Below are 14,697 nucleotides of genomic sequence, written 5' to 3'. Positions count from 1 at the left end.
ATGAGGAAGAATCATGAGCTATGTTACTGAATTTCCGGCTGCCGAGCCGCAGGAAGCCGTTACCCATTTCCTGCGCCGCCTGAGCGTCGAGACCGACTGCGCTGATGTGCATCACGCCATGGTCAACCATGAGCAGGACTTCGTGCTGCTGCACGTCGTGGGAAGCCCGGAGCAGTTTGCCCGCCGTCACGTTCCCGGCGCATTGCACCTGCCGCGGAGCCAGATGACGGCGGAGCGCATGGCCCAGTGGCCGGAAGGCACGCTGTTCGTCGTTTACTGCGCGGGGCCGCACTGCAACGGCGCGGACAGAGCCGCACTGAAGCTGGCGCGTCTCGGGCTGCCGGTCAAAATTATGCTGGGCGGCATTACCGGCTGGGAAGATGAAAAGTTCGCCTTTGCCGGCAGCGAAACCGCCGCTGCGCTCTGAACATGAATTTTTTTCAACACCCGTGAAATTTTCTCGTTTGCCCGAGCCGGTGAGGTATGACATTGTTTTTGGACATTTAGACATCCAGAAGTCTAAATATTCAAATAATGAATTATCACTGCTGGCAATCATCGCCAGCAGACTGAGGAGATTTGCATGCAACGACACCACGCCCCGTACCGCGCCGATGTAGTCGGCAGTTTTTTACGCCCGGACGCCATCAAGCAGGCTCGCCTGAAGTATGCCAGCGGTGAGATTGACGCCGGACAGCTGCGTGCGGTAGAGGATGAGGCCATTCGCCACGTCGTTGAGCAGCAGTGCGCGTGCGGCCTGCACGTGGTCACCGACGGGGAGTTTCGCCGGGCGTGGTGGCACTTCGACTTCTTCGATGGGCTGCAGGGCGTCGAGCGCTACGATTCACAGCAGGGTATCCAGTTCAACGGGGTGCAAACTAAGGCCCACGGCGTGCGCGTCACCGGCAAGCTGGGCTTTGGCGAGCATCCGATGCTCGACGATTTTCGCTATCTGAAAAGCATCAGCGGCACTGCGCAGCCGAAGATGACTATCCCCAGCCCGAGCGTGCTTCATTTCCGCGGCGGCCGTAAGGACATTGACGCGACGGTGTATCCGGACCTGAACGTCTATTTTGACGATCTGGCGACCACCTGGCGTGACGCCATTCGGGCCTTTTATGACGCGGGCTGCCGTTACCTGCAGCTGGACGACACCGTCTGGGCCTACCTGTGTTCGGACGATCAGCGCCGTCAAATCCGCGAGCGCGGGGATGATGCCGATGAGCTGGCGCGTATCTATGCCCGCGTTCTTAACAAGGCGCTGGAAGGCAAGCCGGAGGATCTGACCATCGGGCTGCACGTCTGTCGCGGTAACTTCCGTTCCACCTGGATTTCCGAAGGCGGCTATGAGCCGGTGGCTGAAGTGCTGTTTGGGACGGTCAACGTTGACGCCTTCTTCCTGGAATATGATAACGACCGCAGCGGTGATTTCGCGCCGCTGCGCTTTGTCCGCCCGGGCAAGCAGCAGGTGGTGCTGGGCCTGATCACCACCAAAAACGGCGAGCTGGAGAATCCGGAAGGCGTGAAGGCCCGTCTGGAAGAGGCGGCGAAATACGTGGCGAAAGAGCAAATTTGCCTGAGCCCGCAGTGCGGCTTTGCCTCAACCGAAGAGGGTAACAGCCTGAGCGAAGCCCAGCAGTGGGATAAAGTCCGTCTGGTTACGCAGATCGCCAGCGAAGTCTGGTAAAACATCCCCGCAGCGCTGCATTATAAAAGTGCAGCGCTGTACCATTCTGAGTCGTTCTCTTTACATCCCGCATTCCACCGCCCGCTATAGCGCAATCTCCATTCTGGCACTCTTTTTGCTCCTGCTTCGCTGAGACTTTTTTTCCGCGTCCATGCCGTAACGGACGTTTTCGCACAGCGTTCTTTTTCAGGAGTGAAAATATGCAGCGTCGTACCTTATTAAAGGCCTTTGCGTTATCCGCATCCGTCGTGGCGATGGGCATGAGTTTTGGCGCGCGGGCGGCCGATACCATCAAAGTGGGGATCATGCATTCTCTGTCCGGCACCATGGCGATCTCCGAAACGCCGCTTAAGGACGTCGCGCTGATGACCATCGACGAGATCAACGCCAAAGGCGGCGTGCTGGGGAAAAAGCTGGAGCCGGTAGTGGTGGATCCCGCCTCAAACTGGCCGCTGTTTGCCGAGAAAGCGCGCCAGCTGTTAAGTCAGGATAAAGTGGCGGTGGTATTTGGCTGCTGGACGTCGGTGTCGCGCAAATCGGTTCTGCCGGTGTTCGAGGAGCTGAACGGTCTGCTGTTCTACCCGGTGCAGTATGAAGGTGAAGAGATGTCGCCAAACGTCTTCTATACCGGCGCGGCGCCGAACCAGCAGGCGATCCCGGCGGTGGAGTACCTGATGAGCGAAGATGGCGGTGCGGCGAAGCGCTTCTTCCTGCTGGGCACAGACTACGTCTACCCGCGCACTACCAACAAGATCCTGCGCGCCTTCCTGCACTCAAAAGGGGTGGAGGATAAGGATATCGAAGAGGTGTATACCCCGTTTGGCCACAGCGACTACCAGACCATCGTCGCCAGCATTAAGAAATTCTCCGCGGGCGGCAAAACCGCCGTGGTGTCTACCATCAACGGCGATTCCAACGTGCCGTTCTACAAAGAGCTGGCTAACCAGGGGCTGAAGGCGACCGACGTGCCGGTGGTGGCGTTCTCCGTCGGCGAAGAAGAGCTGCGCGGGATCGACACCAAACCGCTGGTGGGTAACCTGGCGGCGTGGAACTACTTTGAATCTGTGGATAACCCCACCAACCAGGCCTTCGTGGCGGATTACAAAGCCTATGCCAAAGCGCACAAGCTGCCGAACGCCGATACCGTGGTGACCAACGACCCGATGGAGGCGACCTACGTGGGGATTCATATGTGGGCGCAGGCGGTGGAAAAAGCGGGCTCGACCGACGTGGATAAAGTGCGTGCCGCAATGGCCGGTCAGTCTTTTAAAGCACCTTCGGGCTTTACGCTCACCATGGATGCCACCAATCACCATCTGCACAAGCCGGTCATGATCGGCGAAATCGAAGGCAGCGGCCAGTTTAACGTGGTCTGGCAGACGGAGCAGCCGGTTCGCGCCCAGCCGTGGAGCCCGTTCATCGCCGGAAATGACAAAAAGCCCGACCAGCCGATAAAAACCGCCAGCAACTAAGCCATCACCAGGGAGAAACGTCATGAACGCCATGCGCATGTTCATCGCTCTTGTATGGCTTACCGGACTGCTGCCAGGGATGGCGCAGGCATCGGATGCCGATCGTTTTGTTGCCGCCAGCCGAAGCCAGCAGGCGGAGTTGCTGACGCAGTGGGCCGCCGCGCCGGATGCCGCGAGGCTGCCGCTGCTGCAGGCGCTACAAAAGGAAAACCTTTATACCGACAGCCAAAAGCACGCCTTCGCGCAGCGTAACGGTCAAATGGTCTCGCTCGGTGACGCGAAGGCTGTCGAAGCGCCAACTAAAGCCGTCCGCCTGACGAACCGGCTGCGGGTGTTGGCCGCGACGGCGATCGCCACGCATCAGCTGGTGAGTGACAGTGTCACAGAAAGGCGGGCGGCTGCACGTCAGCTTCAGCGGGATGCCCAGCCCGGGATGCTCTCGTTTCTGGAAAAACGGGTAAACGATGAAACGGACGCGGTGGCCCGTCAGGCGCTCTTGCTGGCGGTGGCGAACCTCCAGCTGGCAAACCCGCAGGCTGAGGTACGCCGCAGGGCCGTCGAATTATTAGGGCAATCCGACGATCCGGACGCGGAGTCCAGGCTTACCCCGTTTACCCAGCCACAGACGGAGCCGGATGCCGGGGTTCGCGCCGCCGCGCAGGAGAGCCTTAGCCAGATCCAGCACCGACTGATGTGGGGCGATCTGCTGGGCCAGGCGTTTATGGGGCTGTCGCTCGGGTCGGTGCTGCTGCTGGCGGCGCTGGGGCTTGCCATCACCTACGGCCTGCTCGGCGTCATCAACATGGCGCACGGCGAGATGCTGATGCTGGGGGCGTACGCCACCTGGATGGTACAGCAGGCGATGGCCGGGCTGGCGCCCCAGTGGCTTGCGCTCTATCCCGTTGTCGCGCTGCCGGTGGCGTTCTGCCTGACGGCGGGCATTGGGATGGTGCTGGAGCGCACGGTGATTCGACATTTGTACGGTCGTCCGCTGGAAACGCTGCTGGCGACGTGGGGGATCAGCCTGATGCTTATCCAACTGGTGCGCATGACGTTTGGTGCCCAGAATCTGGAGGTCGCCAACCCGGCATGGCTTTCCGGCGGGGTGCAGGTTTTTGCCAACCTGACGCTGCCGTGGAACCGCATCGTGGTGCTGGGCTTCGTGCTGCTGGTGCTGTTCTTTACCTGGCTCATTCTGAATAAAACCCGTCTGGGGCTCAACGTGCGGGCGGTGACGCAAAACCGCGGCATGGCCGCCTGCTGCGGGGTACCGACCGGGCGCGTCGATATGCTGGCGTTCGGGCTTGGCTCGGGGATAGCCGGGTTAGGCGGCGTGGCGCTCTCGCAGCTCGGTAACGTCGGGCCGGAACTGGGCCAGGGATACATCATCGACTCCTTCCTCGTGGTGGTGCTCGGCGGCGTAGGCCAGCTGGCAGGCAGCGTGGCGGCGGCCTTTGGTCTCGGCATTTTCAATAAAATTCTTGAGCCGCAGATGGGGGCGGTGCTGGGGAAGATCGTGATTCTGGTGGCGATCGTGCTGTTTATTCAGAAACGCCCGCAGGGGTTGTTTGCGCTGAAAGGGAGGGTGATTGACTGATGAGCCAGCCGCTGACCTTAACGCTGGCGCGCAAAGCGCCGCGCACGACGCAGCTTGCCGGCAGCCTGCTGGTGGTATGTCTGCTGATATTGCCGTTTTTCGCCCTGCTGCCTGCGACGCATCCGCTGGCGCTTTCGACCTGGATGCTGACGCTGGTGGGCAAGATCCTCTGCTATGCCATCGTTGCGATGGCGCTGGATCTGGTGTGGGGCTATGCCGGAATGCTTTCCCTCGGGCACGGCATCTTCTTCGCCCTGGGCGGCTACGCGATGGGTATGTACCTGATGCGCCAGGCCTCGGGTGACGGTCTGCCCGCGTTTATGTCGTTTCTTTCCTGGAGCGAACTGCCGTGGTTCTGGTGGGGAACCCAGCATTTTGCCTGGGCGCTGGCGCTGATTGTGCTCGTGCCGGGGCTGCTGGCGCTGGTGTTCGGCTGGTTTGCCTTCCGCTCGAAGATCAAAGGGGTCTATTTTTCGATTATGACCCAGGCGCTGACCTACGCGGGGATGCTGCTGTTCTTTCGCAACGAAACCGGCTTTGGCGGCAATAACGGCTTTACCGGTTTTACTACGCTGCTCGGGTTTTCAGTGACGGAAACGACGACCCGTATCGCGCTGTTTCTGGCGACCGTGCTGCTGCTGATTCTGGCGCTGGCTACCGGATTTGCGCTGGCAAAGAGCAAGTTTGGCCGCATCCTGACCGCCGTTCGCGACGCGGAAAACCGCCTGACGTTTTGCGGCTACGATCCGCGCGGCTTCAAGCTGCTGGTGTGGACGCTCTCCGCCGTGCTGTGCGGCCTGGCAGGGGCGCTGTACGTCCCGCAGGTGGGCATCATCAACCCGGGTGAAATGTCGCCGACGAACTCGATAGAGGCCGCCATCTGGGTGGCGCTGGGCGGGCGCGGCACGCTGGTCGGGCCGGTGATTGGCGCTGCGCTGGTGAACGGGGCGAAGAGCTTTTTCACCGTCGCGATGCCGGAGTACTGGCAGCTGTTTCTGGGATTGATTTTTATCGCCGTCACGCTGTTTTTACCGCGCGGCGTCTACGGCCTGTTTCGAAAGGGAGAGAAATAATGCAGCCAGCCGAAGGGTTATTCACCCGCCAGCTGCCGGGCGACCGCTACCGTGACCAGACCGACCCGGTGCTTCAGCTTGAGTCCGTTAACGTCAGTTTTGATGGATTCCAGGCCCTGACCGATCTCTCGCTGAACATCGGCGTGGGGGAGCTACGCTGCGTGATTGGCCCCAACGGCGCCGGTAAAACCACGCTGATGGACGTCATTACCGGCAAAACGCGGCCAAAGAGCGGGAGAGCGATTTACGATCAATCCATCGACCTGACCGCGCTGGAGCCTGCGGCCATTGCCCGCCAGGGGATCGGGCGCAAATTCCAGAAGCCCACGGTCTTTGAGGCGCTGACGGTGTGGGAAAATCTTGAGATTGCGATGAAAGCCGATAAGTGCGTCTGGGCGAGCCTGCGGGCCACGCTCAACGGTGCGCAGCGGGACCGAATTGACGAGATGCTGGTTTTGCTGCGGCTGACCGGCGAGCGCGACCGCCGCGCCGGGCTGCTGTCGCACGGGCAAAAACAGTTCCTGGAGATCGGCATGCTGCTGGTGCAGGACCCGCATCTGCTGCTGCTGGATGAACCGGCCGCCGGAATGACCGACGCGGAAACGGAATACACCGCCGAGCTATTCAAAACCCTGGCGGGCAAGCATTCCCTGATGGTGGTGGAGCACGATATGGGCTTTGTTGAAACCATTGCCGATCGCGTGACCGTGCTGCACCAGGGGCGCGTGCTGGCAGAAGGATCGCTTCGCGAAGTGCAGGCCAACGAGCAGGTGATTGAGGTCTATCTGGGGCGCTAAGGAGAGAGGATGTTACAGGTCAACGAACTGAATCAGTACTACGGCGGGAGCCATATCCTGCGCGGCGTGAGCTTTGAGGCCGTCACCGGCGAAGTCACCTGCCTGCTGGGACGCAACGGCGTCGGGAAAACCACGCTGCTGAAGTGTCTGATGGGGCTCATCCCGGCGAAAACCGGGGAGATTATCTGGCAGGGGAAGAAAATCACCCACAGTAAACCGCACCAGCGGGTGCAGTCTGGCGTGGCGTATGTTCCGCAGGGGCGCGAGATTTTCCCGCGCCTGACCGTGGAAGAGAACCTCCTGCTCGGGCTGTCGCGGTTTCCCGCCCGCGAGGCGAAGCGGGTACCGGATGAGATCTGGCAGCTTTTCCCGGTGCTTAAAGAGATGCAGCACCGCCGCGGGGGCGATCTCTCTGGCGGGCAACAGCAGCAGCTGGCGATTGGGCGCGCGCTGGCGAGCCGCCCGCAGCTGCTGATCCTCGATGAACCCACCGAAGGCATACAGCCGTCAGTGATTAAAGAGATCGGCCAGGTGATCCGCACCCTGGCAAACAGAGGTGACATGGCGATCCTGCTCGTCGAACAGTTTTACGACTTCGCCGCCGAGCTGGCCGACAGCTACCTTCTGATGTCGCGCGGCACCATCATCCAGCGCGGGCGGGGCGAAAACATGGAGCAGGAGGGCGTTCGCGGTTTGGTTGCGATCTGAAATGTTATAATATAACATTCTCATTCTTATCAAACGGAATGAGGGTGTTACTTTGGCTGCACATATTGGAAAATTTGCCATGACTCTGGGGGCGCTGCTGGTCAGCGGCCAGCTGTTTGCCCACTCGCACGGCCATCAGATGACCGAAGCGGAACAGAAAGCGGCAAACGGCGTGTTTGAGGATAAAGACGTGAAGGACAGATCGCTGTCGGACTGGGACGGAACCTGGCAGTCTGTCTATCCTTTCCTGCTGGATGGTTCGCTGGATCCGGTCTTTAAGCAGAAGGCGCAGAAGGATAAAAGCAAAACCTTCGATGAGGTGAAAGCCTACTACCGTAAGGGATATGCAACGGACGTGGATGCCATCGGCATTGAAAATAACGTGATGGAATTCCATCAGGGTAAAGCGGTCAGCCGCTGTCATTATGACTACAGCGGCTACAAAATTCTGACCTACGCGTCAGGCAAGAAAGGCGTGCGGTATCTCTTTGAGTGCAAGGACGCAGACAGCAAGGCACCGAAATTCGTGCAGTTCAGCGACCACACCATCGGGCCGAAGGCCTCTTCGCACTTCCATATCTTCATGGGCAACACCTCTCATGAGGCGCTGCTGAAAGAGATGGATAACTGGCCGACCTACTACCCGAACGAGATGTATAAAGAGCAGGTGGTGGAGGAGATGTTGCACCACTGATGCTTGTGCTTTTGCCGGGTGGCGGCTGCGCCTTACCCGGCCTACGATTAGGGTTTTGTAGGTCGGGTAAGCGCAGCGCCACCCGACACGCTATCTTCACTTTTCACGCTCATCCCGCGCAAAATCATCAGCCAGGCCATAACGATGGCGACCATCATGATCGCAAACAGCGACCAGTGCGGCAGGTGGGTCAGGATAATACCGGTGATCATCGGGTTTGCGGCCGCGCCGAGCCAGCCCAGCGCCTGCGCGGAGAAATAGCTTGCCTTCATGCCCGGCGGGGCGATGTTGTCGATCAGCATGTATTCGCCCGGTGCATAGATAATCTCACCCAGCGTAAAGATGGCGGCGGCGATGCCCCAGTAAACCAGGTTTTCCCCGGAGAGCATAAAGCCGCCAAGCCCCAGGATAAAAAACAGGGTGGCGAGGGTCATCAGCGGGCGAATATTGCTGGCGGAGATCTTGCGCCCGAGCGCATATTGCAGCGTCACCACCACGGCGGCGTTGACGGGCAAGACTACGGCGACCACCTTTTCGGCGAAATCGCTGTCCGCATGAGCGGCCAGGACGTACTGCGAAATACAGCTCGCGAACGATCCGCCGACGTAGGAGGCCAGCAGGCCAGACAGCGTATACCAGAACAGCGCGCGGTCTTTCAGCAGGACCGACGGCTGCCAGGGCATCTTCTCCTCGGCGGTATCTAACGCCACGCTCTTCTGCACGAAGAAATGGATGAATCCCAGCGGAAGGGCGGCGCAGAAGGCTGCCAGCCAGAACGGCAGCTGCAGGCTGTACATTACCAGCAGGGTGCCAATTGGCGGGCCGATCGTCCAGCCAATGTTCAGAAAGCTGTAGTTCAGCGAGAAGACGCGCGCTTTCTGGCTTGCGGTGAGCACGTCGGAGAACCAGGCCTTCAGCACCGTCGAAAAGACGGAATAGGCGCAGTTGATCAGCGCAAAGAAAAGCACCACCAGGGTGACGTTATCGACCAGCGGGATGGCGACGAATCCGGCGATAAACGCCACGATCGCAATCAGCATGTAGCGTTTTTTATCGAATTTGTCGGCCAGAATGCCAAACCCCAGGCTGAATACCACGCCAATGGTCAACGCAATCGTCAGGGCATAACCGATATTCTCGACGCTCATGCTGTAGACGCGCGTGAGATAAATGGTCATAAACGGCAGCGTTGCCCCCCGACCGATGGTTAACAACAATGACGATGCCAGCAGCGCTGCGGTTGAGCGCCTGAGAGATGGTTTCATATTCCTGCCCGACAGTTGCTTATGCTTTTATTAGACGTGTGTTAACAGGATTACCATGACATAAGGGGCTTGTATAGCACCTGATTTATCCCTAAGTGCCTCAGCAGCCTGCCAGAATTAATGATCTTCTCGCCGCGCGCTTTTTTCTGTTACCTTGAAGTGTTAACAAGTTATTAATAATTCAGGGGCAGGGTATGACGCGTAAAGACGGGCTGCTGGCGTTGCTGGTGGTCGTAGTGTGGGGGCTCAATTTTGTGGTCATCAAGCTGGGGCTGCATAACATGCCGCCGCTGATGCTGGCCGGTTTGCGTTTTATGCTGGTGGCGTTCCCGGCCATCTTCTTTGTTGCCCGTCCGAAGATCCCCTTTAAGCTGCTGCTGGGCTACGGTTTGACCATCAGCTTCGGCCAGTTCGCGTTTCTCTTCTGCGCCATCAAGTTCGGTATGCCGGCTGGCCTGGCCTCGCTTGTCTTACAGGCACAGGCGTTCTTTACCATTATTCTCGGCGCGTTTGTGTTTGGCGAACGCCTGCAGGGCAAGCAGCTGGCGGGGATTACGCTGGCGGTGTTTGGTGTGCTGGTGCTCATTGAGGCCAGCCTGAACGGTCAGCACGTGGCGCTGCTCGGCTTTATGCTGACGCTGGCGGCGGGGCTGAGCTGGGCCTGCGGGAATATCTTTAACAAGCTGATTATGCAGCACGAGGCGCGGCCGCAGGTGATGTCCCTGGTGGTGTGGAGCGCGCTGATACCGGTTATCCCGTTTCTGCTGGCGTCGTCTATTCTGGACGGTCCGGCCGTCATGCTTAACAGCCTGGTGGAGATCGACCTGACCACAATCCTTTCGCTAGTCTATCTGGCCTTTGTCGCTACCATCGTGGGCTACGGGATCTGGGGATCGCTCCTGGGGCGCTATGAAACCTGGCGCGTCGCGCCGTTGTCCCTGCTGGTGCCCGTGGTAGGGATGGCGAGTGCGGCTCTCTTACTGGATGAAACGCTCAGCGCGCTGCAGCTGTTTGGTGCCGCGCTGATCATGGCCGGGCTCTATATTAACGTCTTTGGCCTGCGCGTTCGGCGCGCGGCGCGGGTGTGATAAAGGCAAAAAAAAGCCCCGCGTCGGCGGGGCAAAAACGAATCAGAGGCCGTGCTGATTATAATAAGGCACGCCTAATTCGTCGGATTTGTCGCTACCAGCACCCATATGGTTGAAATCATAAGGCGACTGGCCATGTGCTGACGGCAAAATCATCGTATCAGGATTATTTTGCTGCGTTGCACGAGGGGTTTGCTCCGCGAAGGTCTGGCTGGAGAACAGCACCAGCAAGGCGAGGGCGGCGGAGGCGATAACTTTCATGATTTCCTCGGTTACGTCTGTGACAGGCGATAATTAACTACAGTGTTTTAACGGATACAGGTATCGGGATTCGCCCGGCACGCTGGTGATTCGGTACTTATGAGGCGGCACGTCAAAATAGTTCTTGAACGTACGCGTCAGGGTTTGCTGTGATTCAAATCCGTAGCGCTCCGCCAGATAAAGGATCGGCTCATTGCTTTCTTTCAGTTTCTGGGCAATTTCCGTCAGCTTGCGGCTGCGAATATATTGACCCAGTGAATGGCCGGTCTCTTTTTTGAACATCCGTTGCAGGTGCCATTTGGAGTAACCTGAACGCTCTGACACTTTTTCAAGGGAGAGCGGCGATTCCAGGTTATCCTCGATCCAGTCCAAAATGCTATGAATGGTGATAGCGTCAGTATTGCGTCTGGACATCGTCATACCTCTTTTTCTGTTTACGGCAGTATTTTCTTAAGCAGAAGCTCAAGGGTTGCCACCTCATCTGCCGTTAAGTTTTTTGTTAGTTCCTGATGCAGTGTTTGTCCTACTAATTGATGACATTGCTCGCACATGGCCGCGCCATCGCTGGTCAGCTTCACCAGTACGCCGCGTTTGTCATTCGGGTTAGGGCTTCGTTCAATCCATCCTTTACAGACGAGACGATCGAGCATGCGGGTTAACGCGCCCAGATCGACAGAGAGCACCTTTTTCAGCTCAACCGGCGTGATACACACTTCGCAGCGAATGGAGCACAGCACTTTGAACTGTGTTGCGGTGATATCCAGCGGTGACAGGTAGTCATTGAGCAGGCGATCTTTTTTCTGATTGACCATATGAATAAGACGACCCAGCGGAACAACGTCGTTAAAGATATCACTGGTGCTTTTCACAATGGTTGCCCTGGCAAGTAGTTAGTCACGGCAGATATTATTGCTCAGGCAAGTATAAGTCAACTGAATGAATAAGCCGATGCCACGAATTGCTAAAACGTTTCATGAACTTTTTTTGAATGCTTTAAAATCATATAGATAACCACCAGTTATCTTTTCCGAAGTAAAATAATCGTTACGTTGCGCGGATGGCCTAACGTCACACTTTCCCCCTATACTTGCGGGGTTGAATATGGATAAGGACGACGATGCACTATGTTGGATTTAATTAAAGCAGTGAGTCTCGGGCTGGTGGTCTTGCTGCCGTTAGCGAACCCGTTAACTACGGTGGCGCTTTTCCTTGGGCTGGCAGGGAATATGAACAGCGCCGAGCGCAATCATCAGTCGATGATGGCTTCCGTCTATGTGTTTGCCATCATGATGGTGGCCTACTATGCCGGACAGGTGGTGATGAACACCTTCGGGATATCCATCCCGGGTCTGCGTATCGCCGGGGGGCTGATTGTCGCCTTTATCGGTTTCCGCATGCTGTTCCCGGCGCAAAAAGCGCATGAGTCGCCGGAGGCCAAAAGCAAATCCGAAGAGCTGGAAAGCGAACCGTCCGCCAATATTGCCTTTGTGCCGCTGGCCATGCCGAGCACGGCGGGACCGGGGACCATCGCGATGATCATCAGTTCCGCGTCGACGGTGCGCGATAGCTCAACCTTCCCGGACTGGGTGCTGACGATTGCGCCACCGCTGATTTTTGCGATTATCGGGATTATCGTCTGGGCATCGCTGCGCAGTTCCGGCGCCATCATGCGCTGGGTAGGCAAGGGCGGTATCGAGGCGATTTCCCGCCTGATGGGCTTCCTGCTGGTCTGTATGGGCGTGCAGTTTATTATTAACGGCGTGCTGGAGATTATTAAGACCTATCATTGAATTCATTGCCGGGTGGCGCTGCGCTTACCCGGCCTACGTTCGAGCCGTTGTAGGCCGGGTAAGGCGCAGCCGCCACCCGGCACAAACGCTCCTCACCCGTGCTGCCCCTGTTCCTCCAGCGCCACCGGCCATTTACGAAAGATAAGCACCGACCAGACCAGCGCCACCAGGGCCGGAATAGCCCCCAGATAGCCAATCGCCGACATCGAGACGTGCAGAATAACCTGATTTCCCACCAGCGCCCCTGCGCCAATGCCCAGATTGAAAATCCCCGAGAACAGCGACATGGCAACGTCCGTCGCGTCCGGCGCCAGCGCCAGCACCTTCACCTGCATGCCCAGACCAATAATCATGATCGCCACGCCCCAGAACAGGCTGAGGAACGCCAGATGGCTTTCGCTGCCTGCGGCAGGCATCAGCAACAGCAGGCAGGCCAGCAGCAGGCCGATGGCGCCGCTCACGAGCAAGGAGGCGTGCCGGTTGCCCAATTTACCGAACAGCACGCTGCCAATAATGCCCGCGCCGCCGAGGATCAACAGCAAGACGGTGGCAAAGTTGGCGCTAAAGCCCGCCACCACCTGCACAAACGGTTCAATGTAGCTGTAGGCCGTATAGTGGGCCGTTACCACGATCGCGGTAAGGAGATAGATACTCAGCAGCGCCGGGCGACGCATCAGCAGCGGCAGGCTTTTCAGCGAGCCGGAATGTTCGCTCGGCAGCGCGGGCAGGAGCTTGATCAGGCACACCAGGGTAGCGAGCGCGCCCATGCCGATCGCAAAGAAGGTGGTACGCCAGCCGAAGTATTGCCCCACGATGCGGCCAATCGGCAGGCCCAGCACCATCGCCAGCGCGGTACCGGTGGCAATCAGGCTCAGCGCCTGCGCGCGTTTACCCGCAGGGGCCAGGCGTATTGCCAGCGACGCGGTGATCGACCAGAACACCGCATGGGCAAAGGCAATGCCGATGCGGCTTATGACCAGCACCGTAAAATTCCACGCCATAAACGACAAAACGTGGCTGGCGATGAACAGGGCAAACAGGCCGATTAGCAGCTTACGCCGCTCCATCTGGCTGGTCAGCAGCATAAACGGTAAGGACATCAGCGCCACGACCCAGGCGTAGATGGTCAACATAATGCCCACCTGAGCCGTTTCCATCTGGAAACTTTCAGCTATGTCAGACAACAGCCCAACCGGAACAAATTCTGTGGTGTTAAAAATAAACGCGGCAATGGCCAGCGTGACCACGCGTAGCCACGCAACCCTGCGGGAAACTGTGTTCGTTGTCATAGGGATGTCGGAGATTCGTTGCTGAAAAGAAGAGGAGACGATCTTAAAACGTCAACCGGCGAAAACTCAATCATTATGTGATGCAGGTCTCAATATTTACCTTATGAAAGCGGTAGCCGGGGACGCTGTTTTCATTGAATATAAAAGAACAACACAATAAAAACAGGCGGTAAGACAATGCAGGAGATTGATTTTTATCTGGTCGATGCGTTCAGCGATACCACGTTTGGCGGTAACCCGGCCGCCGTGTGCCCGCTGAAAGCCTGGTTGCCCGATGAGACCTTGCTGAAGATGGCGCAGCAGCACAATCAGTCGGAAACGGCCTTTTTCGTCTGCAGCAAAGGGGGCATTGAGCTACGCTGGTTTACCACGCTTAGCGAAGTCAATCTCTGCGGTCACGCCACGCTGGCGGCGGCGCACGTTCTGTTTACCGAGCTGGATTACCCGGACGCGCGGATCCACTTTGATACCGCCTCTGGCCGCCTGACGGTAACCCGCGAAGGGGACTGGATGACGCTGGACTTCCCGGCCTGCCCAACCCATGAAGAGACGCCCCCGCCGGAGATGCTCTCGGCGCTCGGTATCCGTCATTACGTTGAAGCCCGCAAAGGGCGCGCCTGGCTGATCGTGCTGGACAATCGCCAGCAGGTCGAAGCCCTCGCGCCAACCTTTTCGGCGATGACGCCGGGCGAGCATAAGGTGAGCGTGACGGCGCGGGGTGAGGGGAAATACGATTTTGTCAGCCGCTTTTTCTCCCCCGGCGTTTCCGTACCGGAAGATCCGGTCACCGGCTCCGCGCATACGATGCTGATCCCCTACTGGGGCGAAAAGTTGGGCAAAACGACGATGCTTGCCCGTCAGGTTTCCGCGCGCGGCGGGGATGTGCGCTGTGAACTGAAAGGCTCGCGCGTGCTGATGAGCGGACAGGCTTTACTTTATCTGAAAGGCACAGTTTTTCTGCGCTAATACCCATAAC

General features: G+C 58.2%; 16 protein-coding genes. 11 read left to right on the top strand and 5 right to left on the bottom strand.

The window, feature by feature from the left end; genetic code table 11:
• Window positions 1-13 precede the first annotated feature (13 nt).
• The 8 genes from ACJBF3_RS03360 to zinT all read left to right on the top strand — a co-directional run bounded on the left by ACJBF3_RS03360 (window position 14) and on the right by zinT (window position 8,028).
• A complete protein-coding gene (locus ACJBF3_RS03360) occupies window positions 14-427 on the top strand; it encodes a rhodanese-like domain-containing protein (protein ID WP_045326190.1) in 414 nt (137 codons plus the stop codon).
• A 156-nt stretch (window positions 428-583) separates the two neighbouring features.
• The gene (locus ACJBF3_RS03355) at window positions 584-1,687 is read left to right on the top strand and encodes a cobalamin-independent methionine synthase II family protein (RefSeq protein WP_045326192.1); all 1,104 of its coding nucleotides are present in this window, start codon (window positions 584-586) and stop codon (window positions 1,685-1,687) included.
• Between the two features lie 200 nt (window positions 1,688-1,887).
• Window positions 1,888-3,159, top strand: coding sequence for an urea ABC transporter substrate-binding protein (urtA, locus tag ACJBF3_RS03350; protein ID WP_045326195.1), 1,272 nt, complete (start codon window positions 1,888-1,890; stop codon window positions 3,157-3,159).
• Between the two features lie 22 nt (window positions 3,160-3,181).
• Window positions 3,182-4,756: an urea ABC transporter permease subunit UrtB gene (gene urtB / locus ACJBF3_RS03345; protein WP_045326197.1), complete on the top strand. Its 1,575-nt coding sequence runs from the start codon at window positions 3,182-3,184 to the stop codon at window positions 4,754-4,756.
• The gene (gene urtC / locus ACJBF3_RS03340; protein WP_045326202.1) at window positions 4,756-5,829 is read left to right on the top strand and encodes an urea ABC transporter permease subunit UrtC; all 1,074 of its coding nucleotides are present in this window, start codon (window positions 4,756-4,758) and stop codon (window positions 5,827-5,829) included. The genes urtB and urtC overlap by 1 nt, the downstream gene beginning before the upstream one ends.
• Window positions 5,829-6,626, top strand: coding sequence for an urea ABC transporter ATP-binding protein UrtD (gene urtD, locus ACJBF3_RS03335; RefSeq protein ID WP_045326204.1), 798 nt, complete (start codon window positions 5,829-5,831; stop codon window positions 6,624-6,626). The genes urtC and urtD overlap by 1 nt, the downstream gene beginning before the upstream one ends.
• 9 nt (window positions 6,627-6,635) lie before the next feature.
• A complete protein-coding gene (gene urtE, locus ACJBF3_RS03330; protein WP_045326207.1) occupies window positions 6,636-7,334 on the top strand; it encodes an urea ABC transporter ATP-binding subunit UrtE in 699 nt (232 codons plus the stop codon).
• A gap of 52 nt (window positions 7,335-7,386) precedes the next feature.
• Window positions 7,387-8,028, top strand: coding sequence for a metal-binding protein ZinT (gene zinT / locus ACJBF3_RS03325; RefSeq protein WP_045326209.1), 642 nt, complete (start codon window positions 7,387-7,389; stop codon window positions 8,026-8,028).
• A gap of 47 nt (window positions 8,029-8,075) precedes the next feature.
• Here the strand turns inward: zinT and ydeE are convergent, their stop codons facing one another.
• Window positions 8,076-9,293, bottom strand: a complete 1,218-nt coding sequence (ydeE, locus tag ACJBF3_RS03320) for an efflux MFS transporter YdeE (RefSeq protein WP_045326212.1) — start codon at window positions 9,291-9,293, stop codon at window positions 8,076-8,078.
• Between the two features lie 194 nt (window positions 9,294-9,487).
• On the opposite strand from ydeE, the gene eamA reads away from it, so the two are divergent.
• Complete coding sequence (gene eamA / locus ACJBF3_RS03315) at window positions 9,488-10,381, top strand: O-acetylserine/cysteine exporter (RefSeq protein WP_045326214.1); 894 nt, start codon at window positions 9,488-9,490, stop codon at window positions 10,379-10,381.
• 42 nt (window positions 10,382-10,423) lie between these two features.
• Here the strand turns inward: eamA and marB are convergent, their stop codons facing one another.
• From marB to marR, 3 genes are read right to left on the bottom strand one after another with little or no spacing between them, the layout of a single operon-like run.
• On the bottom strand, window positions 10,424-10,642 hold the full coding sequence (marB, locus tag ACJBF3_RS03310; RefSeq protein WP_045326217.1) for a multiple antibiotic resistance protein MarB: 219 nt from the start codon (window positions 10,640-10,642) through the stop codon (window positions 10,424-10,426).
• Between the two features lie 33 nt (window positions 10,643-10,675).
• The gene (gene marA / locus ACJBF3_RS03305) at window positions 10,676-11,056 is read right to left on the bottom strand and encodes an MDR efflux pump AcrAB transcriptional activator MarA (RefSeq protein WP_008502237.1); all 381 of its coding nucleotides are present in this window, start codon (window positions 11,054-11,056) and stop codon (window positions 10,676-10,678) included.
• Between the two features lie 20 nt (window positions 11,057-11,076).
• On the bottom strand, window positions 11,077-11,511 hold the full coding sequence (gene marR, locus ACJBF3_RS03300) for a multiple antibiotic resistance transcriptional regulator MarR (RefSeq protein ID WP_008502236.1): 435 nt from the start codon (window positions 11,509-11,511) through the stop codon (window positions 11,077-11,079).
• A 255-nt stretch (window positions 11,512-11,766) separates the two neighbouring features.
• Here marR and ACJBF3_RS03295 point away from each other — a divergent pair, with 255 nt between their 5' ends.
• Entirely contained in the window at window positions 11,767-12,432 is a 666-nt protein-coding gene (locus ACJBF3_RS03295; RefSeq protein ID WP_045326219.1) for a MarC family NAAT transporter, read from the top strand.
• Between the two features lie 92 nt (window positions 12,433-12,524).
• Here the strand turns inward: ACJBF3_RS03295 and ACJBF3_RS03290 are convergent, their stop codons facing one another.
• Window positions 12,525-13,721: a sugar transporter gene (locus ACJBF3_RS03290; RefSeq protein ID WP_045326221.1), complete on the bottom strand. Its 1,197-nt coding sequence runs from the start codon at window positions 13,719-13,721 to the stop codon at window positions 12,525-12,527.
• 177 nt (window positions 13,722-13,898) lie between these two features.
• On the opposite strand from ACJBF3_RS03290, the gene ACJBF3_RS03285 reads away from it, so the two are divergent.
• Window positions 13,899-14,687, top strand: a complete 789-nt coding sequence (locus ACJBF3_RS03285) for a PhzF family phenazine biosynthesis protein (protein ID WP_045326223.1) — start codon at window positions 13,899-13,901, stop codon at window positions 14,685-14,687.
• The last annotated feature ends 10 nt before the right edge of the window (window positions 14,688-14,697 follow it).

Origin of the sequence: Enterobacter sp. PP-008-ECC_S150 (assembly GCF_045257065.1) — a bacterium.
Taxonomy (GTDB): Bacteria; Pseudomonadota; Gammaproteobacteria; order Enterobacterales; family Enterobacteriaceae; genus Enterobacter; species Enterobacter chengduensis.
This window is presented reverse-complemented; position numbering and strand designations above follow the sequence as displayed.

Coding starts and splice junctions, on each gene's coding strand:
- ACJBF3_RS03360 (WP_045326190.1), top strand. CDS start 14: ATGAGCTATGTTACTGAATTTCCGGCTGCCGAGCCGCAGGAAGCCGTT.
- urtB (WP_045326197.1), top strand. CDS start 3,182: ATGAACGCCATGCGCATGTTCATCGCTCTTGTATGGCTTACCGGACTG.
- ACJBF3_RS03295 (WP_045326219.1), top strand. CDS start 11,767: ATGTTGGATTTAATTAAAGCAGTGAGTCTCGGGCTGGTGGTCTTGCTG.
- ACJBF3_RS03290 (WP_045326221.1), bottom strand. CDS start 13,721: ATGACAACGAACACAGTTTCCCGCAGGGTTGCGTGGCTACGCGTGGTC.
- urtE (WP_045326207.1), top strand. CDS start 6,636: ATGTTACAGGTCAACGAACTGAATCAGTACTACGGCGGGAGCCATATC.
- urtD (WP_045326204.1), top strand. CDS start 5,829: ATGCAGCCAGCCGAAGGGTTATTCACCCGCCAGCTGCCGGGCGACCGC.
- ACJBF3_RS03285 (WP_045326223.1), top strand. CDS start 13,899: ATGCAGGAGATTGATTTTTATCTGGTCGATGCGTTCAGCGATACCACG.
- urtA (WP_045326195.1), top strand. CDS start 1,888: ATGCAGCGTCGTACCTTATTAAAGGCCTTTGCGTTATCCGCATCCGTC.
- marB (WP_045326217.1), bottom strand. CDS start 10,642: ATGAAAGTTATCGCCTCCGCCGCCCTCGCCTTGCTGGTGCTGTTCTCC.
- ACJBF3_RS03355 (WP_045326192.1), top strand. CDS start 584: ATGCAACGACACCACGCCCCGTACCGCGCCGATGTAGTCGGCAGTTTT.
- marA (WP_008502237.1), bottom strand. CDS start 11,056: ATGTCCAGACGCAATACTGACGCTATCACCATTCATAGCATTTTGGAC.
- urtC (WP_045326202.1), top strand. CDS start 4,756: ATGAGCCAGCCGCTGACCTTAACGCTGGCGCGCAAAGCGCCGCGCACG.
- ydeE (WP_045326212.1), bottom strand. CDS start 9,293: ATGAAACCATCTCTCAGGCGCTCAACCGCAGCGCTGCTGGCATCGTCA.
- eamA (WP_045326214.1), top strand. CDS start 9,488: ATGACGCGTAAAGACGGGCTGCTGGCGTTGCTGGTGGTCGTAGTGTGG.